10 protein-coding genes and 4 pseudogenes are annotated in these 13,695 nt (G+C 61.0%); 6 read left to right on the top strand and 8 right to left on the bottom strand.

Going from position 1 to position 13,695, the window contains the following annotated elements; all coding sequences use genetic code 11:
* Positions 1 to 15 precede the first annotated feature (15 nt).
* Positions 16 to 2,049, top strand: coding sequence for a glycoside hydrolase family 28 protein (locus OKW35_RS15545; RefSeq protein ID WP_429552484.1), 2,034 nt, complete (start codon positions 16 to 18; stop codon positions 2,047 to 2,049).
* Positions 2,050 to 2,127: 78 nt separating this feature from the next.
* Here the strand turns inward: OKW35_RS15545 and OKW35_RS15540 are convergent.
* Positions 2,128 to 3,377: pseudogene (locus OKW35_RS15540) on the bottom strand (putative bifunctional diguanylate cyclase/phosphodiesterase).
* A gap of 536 nt (positions 3,378 to 3,913) precedes the next feature.
* On the opposite strand from OKW35_RS15540, the gene OKW35_RS15535 reads away from it, so the two are divergent.
* Positions 3,914 to 4,483, top strand: a complete 570-nt coding sequence (locus OKW35_RS15535) for a cytochrome b (RefSeq protein ID WP_311734856.1) — start codon at positions 3,914 to 3,916, stop codon at positions 4,481 to 4,483.
* A 140-nt stretch (positions 4,484 to 4,623) separates the two neighbouring features.
* Here the strand turns inward: OKW35_RS15535 and OKW35_RS15530 are convergent, their stop codons facing one another.
* The 5 genes and pseudogenes from OKW35_RS15530 to OKW35_RS15510 form a co-directional block, all read right to left on the bottom strand.
* On the bottom strand, positions 4,624 to 4,818 hold the full coding sequence (locus OKW35_RS15530) for a hypothetical protein (RefSeq protein ID WP_260321064.1): 195 nt from the start codon (positions 4,816 to 4,818) through the stop codon (positions 4,624 to 4,626).
* A 101-nt stretch (positions 4,819 to 4,919) separates the two neighbouring features.
* The gene (locus tag OKW35_RS15525; RefSeq protein ID WP_429552483.1) at positions 4,920 to 5,450 is read right to left on the bottom strand and encodes a cytochrome b; all 531 of its coding nucleotides are present in this window, start codon (positions 5,448 to 5,450) and stop codon (positions 4,920 to 4,922) included.
* Positions 5,451 to 5,513: 63 nt separating this feature from the next.
* Positions 5,514 to 5,951: a YeeE/YedE family protein gene (locus tag OKW35_RS15520; RefSeq protein WP_184058742.1), complete on the bottom strand. Its 438-nt coding sequence runs from the start codon at positions 5,949 to 5,951 to the stop codon at positions 5,514 to 5,516.
* Position 5,952: 1 nt separating this feature from the next.
* Positions 5,953 to 6,384: a YeeE/YedE family protein gene (locus OKW35_RS15515; RefSeq protein ID WP_184058740.1), complete on the bottom strand. Its 432-nt coding sequence runs from the start codon at positions 6,382 to 6,384 to the stop codon at positions 5,953 to 5,955.
* Positions 6,385 to 6,428: 44 nt separating this feature from the next.
* A pseudogene (locus OKW35_RS15510) lies at positions 6,429 to 6,881 on the bottom strand (TSUP family transporter); the annotation flags it as partial.
* On the opposite strand from OKW35_RS15510, the pseudogene OKW35_RS15505 reads away from it, so the two are divergent.
* Positions 6,855 to 6,962: pseudogene (locus OKW35_RS15505) on the top strand (hypothetical protein); the annotation flags it as partial. The pseudogenes OKW35_RS15510 and OKW35_RS15505 sit on opposite strands and share 27 nt — an antisense overlap.
* A 201-nt stretch (positions 6,963 to 7,163) precedes the next feature.
* On the opposite strand, the gene OKW35_RS15500 reads toward OKW35_RS15505, so the two are convergent.
* Entirely contained in the window at positions 7,164 to 8,891 is a 1,728-nt protein-coding gene (locus OKW35_RS15500) for a tannase/feruloyl esterase family alpha/beta hydrolase (protein ID WP_429552482.1), read from the bottom strand.
* 12 nt (positions 8,892 to 8,903) lie between these two features.
* Positions 8,904 to 10,046: a porin gene (locus tag OKW35_RS15495; protein WP_184058736.1), complete on the bottom strand. Its 1,143-nt coding sequence runs from the start codon at positions 10,044 to 10,046 to the stop codon at positions 8,904 to 8,906.
* Positions 10,047 to 10,415: 369 nt separating this feature from the next.
* Here OKW35_RS15495 and OKW35_RS15490 point away from each other — a divergent pair.
* The 3 genes and pseudogenes from OKW35_RS15490 to sufB form a co-directional block, all read left to right on the top strand.
* Positions 10,416 to 10,837, top strand: a pseudogene (locus OKW35_RS15490) (AraC family transcriptional regulator); the annotation flags it as partial.
* Between the two features lie 940 nt (positions 10,838 to 11,777).
* Positions 11,778 to 12,263, top strand: a complete 486-nt coding sequence (locus OKW35_RS15485; protein ID WP_429552481.1) for an SUF system Fe-S cluster assembly regulator — start codon at positions 11,778 to 11,780, stop codon at positions 12,261 to 12,263.
* Entirely contained in the window at positions 12,235 to 13,683 is a 1,449-nt protein-coding gene (gene sufB / locus OKW35_RS15480; protein ID WP_184058734.1) for a Fe-S cluster assembly protein SufB, read from the top strand. The genes OKW35_RS15485 and sufB overlap by 29 nt, the downstream gene beginning before the upstream one ends.
* Positions 13,684 to 13,695: the final 12 nt, after the last annotated feature.

Genomic DNA, 13,695 nt, shown 5'->3' with positions numbered 1-13,695 from the left:
TCCGGAGGGGACTCCATGTCCAAGCTGTCGTGCGATCTTGATAAAAATGCGCCCGCAACGGGCGACACCTTGCGCATTTCGCGCCGTGGCTTCATTGGCCTCGGAGGCGCGCTCGCCGGCAGCGCACTCCTGCAGGCTTGCGGCGGCGGAGTTTCCGCTTCCGCGGCAGGCGGAAGCAGTAGTTCCACGCCAGCGACGGGAAGCACGCCGTCAACGGCTGCGGCCGACCCGATCTGGGGTCCCAACGGCTCAGCGACGAACATCATTAATGCGCTGCAGAAGATCACGCAGAGCGCGTTCCCGGCCGTCGATTTCCAGGTCGAGCAGTACGGTGCGCAACCGTGCGCGGTCATTGCCCAGGCCAACCCCTACACCGGCAGTTCATCGCCCCTGAGTACGGGGGCCGGCGCGACCAACGCACCGGGATCGTTCGATTCACGTCCCGCTTTCCTCGCGGCAATCGCGGCCTGCAGTGCAGCCGGTGGCGGCCGGGTCGTGGTGCCGGCGGGCACGTGGTATTGCGCGGGTCCCATCGTGCTGCAGAGCAACGTCAACTTCCATCTGAGTGCGAACTGCACGATCTATTTCAGCCCGAATCCCGCCGACTATGCGAAGGACGGTCCGGTCAACTGCGGCGCCAACGGCAATCTTTACTACAGCCGCTGGCAGGCGAACGACTGCCTGAACTTCGGCTCGCCCGTGTACGCGCGAAATGCGAACAACATCGCGGTGACTGGCGAAGGCCCGACCTCGGTGCTGAACGGTCAGGCGATGACGTCGTTCGCCGGAAGCGGAAACACCAGCACTTGCTGGTGGACCTACAAGGGTTCCAGCGGCGCATACGGCTGCGCGGGGTCGACCACGCCGTCCCAGGCCTATACGAACCCGAACAACGTCGATCTGATGGTGGTCGCCCCCACCATTTCGGCCTCGCTCTACACGCTATTGACCAATCCGGCTACGCCGTGGCAGCAAGACCAGAACTACCTGCCGGCGCTCTCCGAAGCGGGCGTGCCGGTCGCGCAGCGAGTCTTTGGTCTCGGCCACTATCTGCGGCCGTGTATGGTTGAGTTCATCGGTTGCACGAACGTGCTGATGGAAAACTACCGAACCAACAACACGCCGTTCTGGCAGCATCATCCGACGGACTGCACGAACGTCGTGATCCGTGGCGTGACAGCCGACAGTATCGGACCGAACAACGACGGCTTCGACCCCGACGCCTGCAACACGGTGCTGTGCGACAGCGTAACGTTCAACACCGGCGACGACTGCATCGCGATCAAGTCAGGCAAGGATCTCGACACGGAGTACGGACCCGCGCAGAACCATGTGATCCAGAACTGCATGATGAATAGCGGTCACGGCGGCATTACGCTCGGCAGCGAGATGGGTGGCGGCGTGCAGAACATCTACGCGCGCAATCTGACCATGCTCAATCAGTTCTGGGCAACGAATTCGCTGAACATTGCGATCCGTATCAAGACGAACATGAACCGTGGAGGCTACGTCAAGAACTTCTACGTGAACGGCGTCACGCTCCCGCACGGCGTGAGCCTGACAGGTGGAGGCTACGGCAGCAAGATGCTGACGGGCAGTCCGATCAACGGCACCGTGCCCATCGGTGTGGCCACCGCAACCGCCGCCAACCCGTCCGCGTCTCAAGGCGGCCTGATCACGTTCGATTGCGATTACCAGCCTGCCGCCGATGCGATTCGCACACGCCCCGCGCTCATTGACAACGTCAACATCACGAACGTCAATGCTTCGAACGTGACTTTGGGCAGTACAACCGGCTCCTGTTTCCAGGCCATCGTTGCACAAGGTCCAGTTGCGTTCGACTACAACGGTCCGGCGCCTGCGCCGAGCGTACCGGCAATCACGGGAGTGACGATTTCCAACTGCGACTTCGGCACGCCTGTGGCCGCAGGCCCCGCGAGCGCCAGCACGCCGGGTCCGATCTACCTCTACAACGTGCACGACATTACGTTGCAGAACGTGATCATCGCTGGGCAGACGCTCAATCAGACGCTGTCGGATCCGCGTTAAACACGACGCACCAAAGAGCGGCGAGGCGCCGCTCTTTGGCGTCGCACAGCTAAAGTGAAGTCGTCGCGCGGGGGGCTCTCAAGACGAGCCACATTGCAGCTCGCTCATTAGGCTTGCCGCGTAGGCCGGAAGATTCGCCGCTGGCTGTGGCGCGGCGAAGTAGTATCCCTGAACGATCTCGCAGCCGGCCTCGGCAAGAAAAGCCAATTGTTCCGCTCGTTCGACGCCTTCCGCGACGACTTAGAAACGCAGATTGCGGGCGAGTGCGATGATCGCACCGATAATCGTCTCATCCACGAGACTGCTGCCAATGCCGCGGCTGAACGGCATGTCGATCTTCAGACGGTCCGCGTGAAAGCTGCGCAGGTAAGCCAGGCTCGAGTAACCGGCGCCGAAGTTGTCGATCGCTATGGACACGCCAATGTCGTGCAGGGCGCGCAGGGTGGGCAGGGCGCCCGGTGCAACCAGGCCTCCTTCGGTAATCTCCAGTTCGAGCCGGTCCGCGGCCAATTGTGACGCCGCAAGAGCACGACGCACGACGGCGCCGAAATCACTCGAAGTAAGCTGGCTGGGCGACACGTTGACCGACATGCGCAGCCCCGGCAGCACTTCCTCCCAGCGCTTTGCCTGTGCACAGGCAGTTTGCAGTACCCATTCTCCGATTGACGCAATCAAACCGATGTCTTCGGCCAAGGGTATAAACGTCGTTGGGCTGACCGTGCCGAAGTCCGCGTCGTGCCATCGGATGAGCGCCTCGACTCCAGTCAGCCGGTAGCTGCGTATGTCCACTTGCGGCTGGTACGCCAGTTCAAAGCCGTTCTGCTCGACGGCGTTGCGTAGCTTGTGCGATAGCGCGATACGCTGAGTCGCCGCATGCGCGAGCGAAGGGGCAAATCGCTCGACGCCGTTACGCCCGCCTGCCTTGACGCGATACATCGCAAGGTCTGCATGTTTCAGCAAAGTTTCGCACTCAGTGCCGTCTTGCGGATAGCAGCTGACCCCGATGCTCATCCGGACCCGCAGTTGCATGTCGTCGATTTGCACTGGCTTGTCCAGCGCTTGCGCACGCGCGTCAACAGCGCGGAGAGTTCGTCATCGTCGGTTGAACCCTTCAACATCGTCACGAACTCGTCGCCGCCATATCGCTTCACCACGCCATCCGTTCCGACCGATGTCGACAACCGCCGCGCAACTTCTTGCAACAGGCGATCGCCTGCGCCATGGCCCAGGCTGTCGTTGATATCCTTGAAATGATCGAGGTCGATGAACAGCAGCGCGAATTCGTGACCATCGAGAATCGCCGTGTCAATCAGCTCACGCAGCGTCACGCGGTTCGGCAAATCCGTCAGCCCATCGCGACGTGCCTGCCTGACCAGTAGATCGCGCGACTCAATGAGTTCCGTGAGGTCGCTCACCACGCTGATGTGATGCGTAACCTTTTCCGCCTCGTCGCTCACCGGTGCCACGTACAGCTGATACCAGAACTCTGTTCCGCTCGCGCGCCGGCTGTTCGTCAGCGTGGTTGCCTCGCGTTTCTCGGCAACAGCGGTACTGATCTGTTTCCACAATCCAGGTGTTTCCGGCCGCGCGGAATGATCTGCGATCTGCGGGCGCTCGCCACGCGACCGGCTGCACACCGCGCCGCCTGGCTGGACGGAGAAGATTTGAAACGTGAGCCGCCAACAGCTTGAGATTTCACCAAGAGTTTGCGCGTAGAATCCATTCACGAATCCAATACGCCAGCGTCCGGCCAGCCATGTATGCCACGTCACGATACGATGCAGCTGCGTGTGTTATCCACTGGCTTGCCGTTGTCGCGGTCGTGCCTACCGTTCGTCGATGGGCACACATCGGGAGCGCTATAGTGAAAAGCTCTGCCACACGCTACGGTTCAATTGCCCAATTCCTCCACTGGTGCACGGCAATTGTCGTGCTCGTGACGTTCATGTATGGGCCCGGCGGATCTGAACAGCGCGTCTACTCTTCGGTGCACGAGTTCGACCGGCGACTGCACGAGACTTTGGGTTTGTGCGTGTTCGCGCTCACCCTCGTCCGCCTGCTGTGGCGAGCATACGACGCGCGTCCCGAGACACCTCCAATTTCTCGCTGGATAGCTGTGATGGCAACAACCGTTCGATGGATGCTGTATCTGCTTCTCCTCGCGCTTCCGCTTACCGCCATCTCGGGCGCGTGGCTCGAAGGGCATCCGTTGACGCTGATCGGCGGTTACGATATTCCGCCTTTACTCAGTAGTTCGCATGGAGCAGGCTCAGCCCTCGCATCGCTGCACGCGTGGCTCGGCGACGCCATTATGTGGCTTGCGGGGTTGCACGCATTCGCGGCTATTTTTCATCATGCCTTCCTTAAAGACGACGTCCTGATCGCGATGCTTCCACGCTGGTTTCCGGCGGGACGGGCACGTACTGGCCGATAAGCCCCGAATGCCACGAGGCGAGATTGGGCGACGATGGTCCTTGAACACCCGTGGTTGGCCCGCCAGCTTCACCGAGAATCAGGTCGCTTGCGTTCCCCAATGATCCTGTCGACACAACGGAAATCAATGTTGTCCGATGCTCAGTGGCCGATCCTGTCGGTGATCTTGCCGGCGAGGAAGATGCTGGCTGAATCGAAAATCGGCAGACCGTCTTTGGGAGAGACGATATTGCCGCTAGCATCATGGTTGAGCCTCGTCCTGGTCACGTCGAGCATCGCCATCACGGCCACTGGAATCGTACGTTCGCCGAAGGTATATCCGTTCAGCTTGAACATTCGACCGTACGGCATCAGTTCGGGAAACTGTCCGCCCGCGTGACATGCCACGCAGCTTTGCCCTGTTTGACGGGCAAATATAGGCAGCGCTCGAACTACCGCTAGATCTTCATGCGCTGCAGAACGCGGTCGCCGGCGACGAACTGATGAAACATCACCGCTGCGATATGCAGGCAGATCACGCCGAACAGCACCCAAGCGAGGACGCCGTGAACATCGCCCATCGCATGTCCGAATGACGAACCCGGTGCCGACAGTGAGGGCAACGAAGCAAGTCCGGCGAGGCGGACCGTCCACGTGCGCGACGAAGCGTTGATCCAGCCGAGCAGCGGCACCAGCACGAGCAGCACATACAGCGCGAGGTGCGTGAGCTTCGAAGCGGCGCGAAACAGCGGCGGCAGGTTGTCCGGCGGCGACCGATGAGTCACGCGCCACAGCACCCGCAACACCATCGCTGCGAGCAGTGCGGTGCCGACGCCAAGGTGCCAGGCGATTTCGCCGTCCGGCACGGTATCGCGGTGCACGTCCGGCATCGTCCAGCCGATCACGAACTGCGCGGCAACCAGCCCGACGACGAGCCAATGGAGCAAACGTGCGACGATGTCATAGCGGTGTTCAGTGGAGACTTGCATAGGGGAGCCTGTGAGTTGGATTCAGTCGAAACAGATCGTACACGGCCGCGCCTTAAGGCCAGGTTAAGGGGCAGTCGCCAAGGCCGCCTGTCTGCGCCGCTCCAACCACTCGAAGACCGCCATCCCCGCAATCATCGCCGCCACGAACACCCACGCTTTCACCGACCCGAGTCCGAGCGCAACGAGCGCCGGGCCGGGACAGAACCCTGCAATTCCCCAACCGACGCCGAACGCGAGGCTGCCCACCATCAGCCTTCGCGTGACGTGCGTTGACGCGGGAATCTGCATCGGCAATCCGAGCAGCGACTTGCCGCGGCGCTTCGCGATCGCGAAGCCGATTGCTGCGACAGCCACCGCGCCGATCATCACGAACGCGAGCGACGGGTCCCAGCGTCCTGCGAAATCGAGGAAGCCCAGCACTTTGGCGGGGTTGGCCATGCCCGACAACAGCAGGCCGAAGCCGAACAGCAGCCCGCATACGAATGAAACGACTGTTGCCATCCTATGCTCCGAGAAGATGTCGCGTGATATAGACGGTGACGAAACCGGCCGCCATGAACGTCGCCGTCGCTACGAGCGAGCGCATGGCGCCGCGTGAAATCCCGCACACGCCGTGTCCGCTCGTGCAACCGCTGCCATAGCGGGTGCCGATGCCGACCAGAAAGCCGGCCGCGATCACGGCCGGCCACGACGCGTCGACGGTGATCGCGACGGGCGCACCGACCGCGCGCGCGATTACCGCGGCAGCGACCAGCCCGGCAACGAAGGCGACGCGCCATGCGCCGTCTCGCCTGGTCCAGCGCAGCAGGCCGCCGACTATCCCGCTGATTCCGGCGATGCGGCCCAGCAAAAGCACCATCGCCGCAGCCACGGCGCCGATCAGCAGGCCTCCGCACAGGGACGCGAGCGGGGTGAAATGGTCGAGATCGATCATCGTTCAGGTTGACTGTCGTGTGGGTTGGAGGGAAGCGGCAGCGCTCAAATCAGCGCCGCTTTGACCAGCAGGCCGAGCGCCACGCAGACGAGGATGCTCGCAAAGCCCAGTTGCACCTGACGCGCGGCGATGTGATGCGATGCAAGCCGTCCGCTGAGCATACCGGCGGCGGTGGCGCCAGTGAACCACAACGCGACTTCGAGTGGAAGCGTTGCGCCGTGCGTGGCCGTCGCGAGAACGCCGCCACTGTCGACGAGTGCGATCACCATCAGCGAAGTCGCGACGATACCGTGCATCGACAGGTCCGTCAGCTTGCGCATCATCGGCACGATGATGACGCCGCCGCCGACACCGAGCATCCCCGTCATCAATCCCGTCAGCGAACCGGTGGCCGCGAGCGCGGCTGCGGTCGGCCAGGTCCAGCGAAAGTGGCCGGTCGCCGGGTCGACATGCGCGACGCAGATTGACGATTGTGCCTCGCGCGACGCGCGCCGGCGGCGGCTGATCGAAACTGGCACCTTCAGGCGCCTGTCCGGCTCGTCGCGGCCACGCACAAGCCGCTCGAGCGGAGGGTCGCTGACGGCCAGTTCCGTGCCGATCTGTATTTCCGGATCAGTGCGTTTCCGATTCATTTGCCCGCGGGGCGCGAGCGTGTCGACGACATCGCGCTGCTCGCGGATTCGATCCTGCGGCGCATTGCGTCGGCGCGCGCCGGATCGTCGCATAAAGCGTCGATTTCCACGGATGCGATGGCGCTCCCCCCTCACACGGTCAGTGGCTTAGCTGCAAGTGAAACTGCTTGCCGAGTTCACGTCTCCGCTGGTATAGCGGGCCACCTTCGGATACGCGCAGAGCGGACGCGTGCGCCCGGCACCCCAGCTAGTCGGCACCTCGCTATTCGGTATCGCGTTGGTCGTGTCGCGAGCCGTTGCGATGACCCGGTTCGGCGCTTGCCCTTGCTCGACCCATGCCACCATAGGCGTCAGCATGTCGAACTGATCGGCAGTCGGACCGCCGCTGCAGTGGTTCATCCCTGCTACCGTGAAGAGCCGGGCGAAATTGCTCGCGTCACCGCCACTAGCCGTGGACAAGCGCTGATACCAGTCGGTCGTATCGTTCGACGAGAACACTGGATCGCTCGTCCCGTGATAGACGATCAACTTCGCGCCCCGGCTCCTCAGACCGCTCAAATCAGTCTCGTTCGGCGGGGTCATGAATGACCACGAAGACTCGGAATAGACACCGCTCGTTGCGAAGATCTTCGGCGCGTCACTGTCCATGTTGAAGTTCAGAGCGTAGGCGCCGATGGAGCTGAGCAGCGAAGCGCTCTGCGGCGGCGACGTAAATACGAAGGCCGCCGCGGCCGGGTCAAGGCTGATCGAATTGCCTTGCTTCCACGCGGCCCAGCCTGATCCGTTGACACCGACGTCATACGGAAAGCTCGCATAGAGCGCAGTGCCAGCGCTATTTTTCGCCCCAGAAAAAATATTCCCAACGGCTTGCTTTTGAGCCGCCGTAAGACAGGTGCCGTCGCGCCCATTGCTCGAACATGTCGGTACGTCCGTGGCCAGGTCGAAGTTCGCCTGGCACGCTTTGATGTCTTGCACCATCCCGTCCGCTACACCATCCAGCGAATCGCACTTCGCGATGATCTTCGACGCGATGAGCTGCCTTTCAGCAGTCGTCAAGCCGGTGGTGATATCGGCAATTCCGGACGACGTTTTGGCGGTCGCGACGGTAGCTAGCTGTTGTGCGCTCCACATCTGCCCGATCGCCGCCTTTGGCAAATGAAAGCCGGGATCGCCGGCAATGATGCCGTCGTAATCCGCGAAAGACCTGGCTGCCGCCACCATCGCATGACGGCCGCCGTTCGAGCAACCTTCGAAGTAGCTGCGGTCGGGGCCCTTGCCATAGGCCAACTTGATCACCTGCCTGGCCATTGGCGTGAGCGTAGCAACGGCGTTATAGCCATAATCGAGGCGCGCCTGGGGATCGAGACCAAACAGCGGGTTTTGCGACCCGGAATGACCTGCATCCGAACTGATCACGGCGAAGCCCATGTTTAGAGCGTTGTTCAGCGGGCCCCCGCCACTGAGCACCCCCGTCGCCGGTGTCACATTACCGTCGAGACCACCGTTGGCCTGATAGAAAAAGCGACCATTCCACGCGATAGGTAGCCGCATTTCAAAACCAATCGCATAAGTTTGGCCGTCAACGGCGCTCGTGCGTTGATTCATTTTCCCTTCGATCACGCAATGTTCGGGCACGGACTTTCCCGCCACCGTGAGCGTTCCGGCCGGCACGTCGGTAACGGACGTGAACGTCGTGGCCGCAAACGTCAACCTGGCGGCGAGCGCGCTGCAGTTTCCTGACAGCGTCGCGGGTTGTGCTGCGGAAAGCTGAGGCAATTGTGTCGCACTGGTGGAGAGCGAGTCGGAACCGCCGCCGCAGGCCGCCAGCATCGCGGACACTGCCGATACGCACATAGCAATTGAAGTTCGTTTCATTCTCGCCCCCTATCAGAACATGTGTTTAATGCCGACCATCACGCCCGTTTGACCCATGCCCGCGCCTGGCGTGGTCCCACCGCCGCCACCGCTGACCGAATAGCGCGCCTTCGCGCTGTTCGCGAGATACGCAGCCTGCGCATAGACCGACGAACGCTTGCTCAGAAGATAGGTGGTGCGTAACGTTCCCATCGTGGCGCGGGTATCGTGGTCGCTATTGATGATCCGAAACACTTCGCCATCGAGGAGGAATGCAGGCGTGACCATGTACGAAGCGCCGAGGAAGAACAGATCCGAACGGATATTCGGTACTGTCGGCGACTGGGTCACTACGCGGCGTCCAATCCAACCTGCGCCGATCTTCGCGCCTGCGTACTGCGCATAGGCGCTCAGTTGGGTACGGGCGTCCTTGTCCGCGGCGTTGATGAGAGGTGTCGGCGCAATTCCGTCGAAGAAGTTGGCGGCTGCGGTCGCGCCGCCGCGTTGCTCCTCGTACGACGCAGCCGCGCCGAAATATTGAGAGTCGTACTTGAGCATTGCGGACCAGTCGCGGCATTCCGTGGCGTGGCCTGGAACCGAGCCGGTACAGGTTCCTTGTCCCGGCGAGTTGCCGGTACCCGCCGCGTCCCGTCCGAATGAATAGCCCGCGCCCAGCGTAAAGCCCTTGTACGAGCCAAGATAGGTGATGGAGTTGTCGGCGCGTGCGTTGGGCACATAGGCATCCAGGGAGCCCATGCCGTAAATGTCCGGACCGATGATGTCGGCGCCCTGAACCGCAAGATAGGTCATCGTGTACTGACGGCCGAACGCGAGCGTTCCGTACGGGCTTTTCATGCCGACGAATGCCTGGCGTCCGAACAGCCTCCCGCCCTGTCCAGAACTGCCGTCGCGCACGTTAAAGCCGCTTTCGAGCGTGAAGACAGCGCTGTAGCCGCCGCCTAGATCTTCGTTGCCGCGCAGCCCCCAGCGTGACGGGAACTCTCCGGTAACGGATGGCATGCGAAAGACGCTGTCGCCCTTCGCGTTCGCGTGCGAGACATACTCGATCCCCGTGTCCACGATGCCATACAACGTGACGCTCGATTGCGCAAAGGCTCCAGTGCTCAGCGCGCATAGCGCACCGAACATGAGAACGTGAGTCGACTTCAATTGCATGGTGATGTCTCCAGACCAGTTGTATGTTTTTTTGTTGAACTGCGATTGAGGGATCTTCGGTTTCAGGCGATTGCGGCGATGAGCGTGACGGGGATGCTGGCGCCGATCACCGTTGATGCAATATCAGGCAGGCTGATATAAAGAACAAAATAAGGCGCGTCCTGGAAGACGCGCCTGTCCGTCGCGATAGTTCCATATTTGATATCAGGTATCCTGACAACGCAAGCATGAAATGTTCGGTAGATACCCTATGCAGCGGGATGGATGCGAGGCGAGCATTGATTGGTGACGGCCGCCCTTCCGACGTGCAGCGCAAACTGTACGAGCTCGCCTACGCGCAGGTCCACTTCAATATGGACGCTCGCCGGCTCGCTGGTGTCGCCCACGCTGGCGCTGCGCATGCGGTGGGGCGAAGCTTGCCCGCAGGCCATCTTGCGTATCGAGCGCGATGTGCTCGAGCGTCATGCACAGCGTCATTTCGGCGACGCGGCGGGTGGGGCAATCGAATTCGAGCCAGAATTCGCACTAACGTCGGCACAGGGGTGTGCCTGATGCAGTTGCTGCCGATGCTCGCGGAAATCATGAGTACGGAAGCGCATCCGCTGCGCTATCCACTCGCATTTGAGCAGTTCGAGTCGACACTGCTGAACGCGCTTATCTACGGTCAACCGAACAGCGTACGAAGCGGCATGACGCGCGAGCGCAGACCGCTTGCGCCGTTTTATGTACGACGGGTGGAGGAATACATCCGTGCGCATTTGCAGGAGCCGCTAACGATCGAGCGGCTCGCGCTGACGGAGTGTGGGCTGACGATGCATCCTGAAAAGTCAAAGATCGTGTATTGCAAGGACAGAAGTCGCACCCAAACCTACCCGAATGTGACCTTCTGGAGTTGACCCGCTTTCGTGGACACCTATCCTTTGGAACAGGAGGTGTCCATCATGGGTAAACGCCTACTTTGTAAAATACTTTTTCTGAAAATGAAATAATCAGAATTTATCGGCGCAAAATTGTTAATTGCCTGTACGCATTGAAGGGCAATCTCATGCAGGCACGGACGAAAGGGGCCGTCATCGTTAGCGCACGTAAACGTCCGAATCTTGACGGGGGATTATTCATCCGACAGCGACAACTGGCAACGGTGACCGTGGATTCCGGGCTTTCATGTATGCGCTGAACACGTAGGCCGAGGGCAATGGGCGCGTTCGACATTCAGTCCGCACACCTGCTCAACACTCCACACAACCACAATCACCAGAAAGATCGGGCAGTAGCCCCACTGGGTCCGGATGCCACAACAGCCCAAAGTACCATGCGGCGGGCCTCTCCCGAGATAGGCGATGCACATCGCGCATCCTTCACGCGGATTCCGGCTTTTAAATCAGTTTTCGATATTCTGGATATCAAACAATTGATGTCTCGTCGGGCGAGTGGGTATTCGCAGTCGATGGAGCGTGGCTCGCCAGAGCGGTCCGTCACGAAGACCAATACACTGACAAGGTTATATATACAGGTCTAGAATGAAATTGGCGTTGGGCCGTTCGCGAAATACTTCTCCCGAAACGGAAAGCGATTCGCGACGTGGCCAGGAATCCCCACACAGGACAGTGTCGCTCACTCCAAACGTGCGGTTTTCGTTTCGATGTAATCTGGACCAAAAGGGTCCTGATTAAAACGGGAGATGTTCCGATGTTGCGCATGAGCAAACTTGCCGATTACGGCACGGTGATCATGACTGCGATGGCGCGCGATCCCGATGCCGTCCACAGCGCAAGCAGTATTGCGGCGGCGACCGGGGTCGCGATGCCTACGGTGTCAAAGGTGCTGAAAGTGCTGACGCGCGGTGGTGTCGTGGAGTCGCTGCGCGGCACAAACGGCGGCTACCTGCTGCCGCGGCCGCCCGCGCGGATCACGCTGGCGGAGGTGATCGCCGTCGTCGACGGCCCGATCGGGATGACCGAATGCAGCACTACGCCAGGCCTGTGTATCCAGGAGGCGGCGTGCGCGGTGCGCGCCAACTGGCAGAAGGTCAATCGCCTGATTTACGAAGCGTTGCAGCAGGTCACGCTGGCGGACATGGCGGGCCCCACCTTGCGCGCAGTCGATATCAGCGCGATCCGCGCGCGTAGTATCCCCAACCATCGCGCGGGCGCGACGCCCGCGCCAAGTCGATTGACGGAGGCCACGCATGAGCGCATCCACAACCGGTTTCGATGAACTGATCAGCCGCGAATACCAGCACGGGTTCGTGACTGATCTGCAGGCCGATGCGCTTCCGCGCGGGCTGAGCGAGGATGTGGTCCGGCTCATTTCGGTGAAGAAAGACGAGCCGGCGTTCATGCTCGAATGGCGACTCGCGGCCTATCGCCACTGGCTCACGATGACCGAGCCGCATTGGGCGACGGTCGAACACCCGGCGATCGATTACCAGAACATCATCTATTATTCCGCGCCGATGACGCAGAAGAATCGTCCGAAGAGTCTCGATGAAGTCGATCCGGAACTGCTGCGTACCTACGAAAAGCTGGGTGTGCCGCTGAGGGAGCGCGAACTGCTGGCGGGCGTAGCGGTGGATGCGGTATTCGACAGCGTGTCGGTAGCAACTACGTTCCGCGAAAAGCTGGCGGAACTCGGCATTGTGTTCTGTTCATTCTCGGATGCCATACAGCATCATCCCGAACTGGTGCGAAAGTATCTCGGCTCGGTCGTGCCGCACACCGATAATTTCTTCGCCGCGCTTAATTCCGCCGTGTTCAGCGATGGCTCGTTCTGCTATATCCCGCCGGGCGTGCGCTGCCCGATGGAACTGTCGACCTACTTTCGTATCAACGCCCAGAACACCGGGCAGTTCGAGCGCACGCTGATCGTCGCGGACAAAGGCGCGTACGTGAGTTATCTGGAAGGCTGCACCGCGCCGATGCGCGACGAAAACCAGCTGCATGCCGCTGTGGTCGAGCTGGTCGCGCTGGAAGGGGCGCAGATCCGCTATTCGACCGTGCAGAACTGGTATCCGGGCGATGCGTCGGGCAAGGGCGGCATCTACAACTTCGTGACCAAACGTGGCGACTGCCGCGAGGCCAATTCGAAGATTTCATGGACTCAGGTGGAAACCGGTTCGGCGATTACGTGGAAGTATCCGAGCGTGATCCTGCAGGGCGATAACTCGGTCGGTGAATTCTATTCGGTGGCACTGACCAACCACTATCAACAGGCCGATACCGGGACGAAGATGGTTCACCTCGGCCGCAATACGCGCAGCACGATTCTGTCGAAAGGCATTTCGGCGGGCCGCGGAAAGAACGCGTATCGCGGCCTCGTGAAGGTCGGCCGTGCGGCGGAAGGCGCGCGCAACTACACGCAGTGCGATTCGCTTTTGCTCGGAAACCGTTGCAGCGCTCACACATTCCCCTACATCGAGGTCAAGAACCCGACCGCGAAGGTCGAACACGAAGCATCGACATCACGCATAGGCGAAGACCAGTTGTTCTATTGCCGGCAGCGTGGGTTGTCGCCGGAAGATGCGGTGTCGATGATCGTGAACGGCTTCTGCAAGGAGGTCTTCAAGGAGCTGCCGATGGAGTTTGCAGTCGAGGCACAAAAGCTGCTCGGCGTCAGCCTGGAAGGCGCCGTGGGATAACCCACAGCGATT

Source organism: Paraburkholderia sp. MM5477-R1 (assembly GCF_050436385.1).
Lineage (GTDB): Bacteria > Pseudomonadota > Gammaproteobacteria > Burkholderiales > Burkholderiaceae > Paraburkholderia > Paraburkholderia tuberum.
This window is presented reverse-complemented; position numbering and strand designations above follow the sequence as displayed.

What these genes read in the sequence shown, in the direction of transcription:
- OKW35_RS15545 (WP_429552484.1), top strand. Translation starts at nt 16, where the DNA reads ATGTCCAAGCTGTCGTGCGATCTTGATAAAAATGCGCCCGCAACGGGC.
- OKW35_RS15530 (WP_260321064.1), bottom strand. Translation starts at nt 4,818, where the DNA reads ATGTTCAAGCTGAACGGATATACCTTCGGCGAACGTACGATTCCAGTG.
- OKW35_RS15525 (WP_429552483.1), bottom strand. Translation starts at nt 5,450, where the DNA reads ATGCAAGTCTCCACTGAACACCGCTATGACATCGTCGCACGTTTGCTC.
- OKW35_RS15520 (WP_184058742.1), bottom strand. Translation starts at nt 5,951, where the DNA reads ATGGCAACAGTCGTTTCATTCGTATGCGGGCTGCTGTTCGGCTTCGGC.
- OKW35_RS15515 (WP_184058740.1), bottom strand. Translation starts at nt 6,384, where the DNA reads ATGATCGATCTCGACCATTTCACCCCGCTCGCGTCCCTGTGCGGAGGC.
- OKW35_RS15500 (WP_429552482.1), bottom strand. Translation starts at nt 8,891, where the DNA reads ATGAAACGAACTTCAATTGCTATGTGCGTATCGGCAGTGTCCGCGATG.
- OKW35_RS15495 (WP_184058736.1), bottom strand. Translation starts at nt 10,046, where the DNA reads ATGCAATTGAAGTCGACTCACGTTCTCATGTTCGGTGCGCTATGCGCG.
- OKW35_RS15485 (WP_429552481.1), top strand. Translation starts at nt 11,778, where the DNA reads ATGACTGCGATGGCGCGCGATCCCGATGCCGTCCACAGCGCAAGCAGT.
- sufB (WP_184058734.1), top strand. Translation starts at nt 12,235, where the DNA reads ATGAGCGCATCCACAACCGGTTTCGATGAACTGATCAGCCGCGAATAC.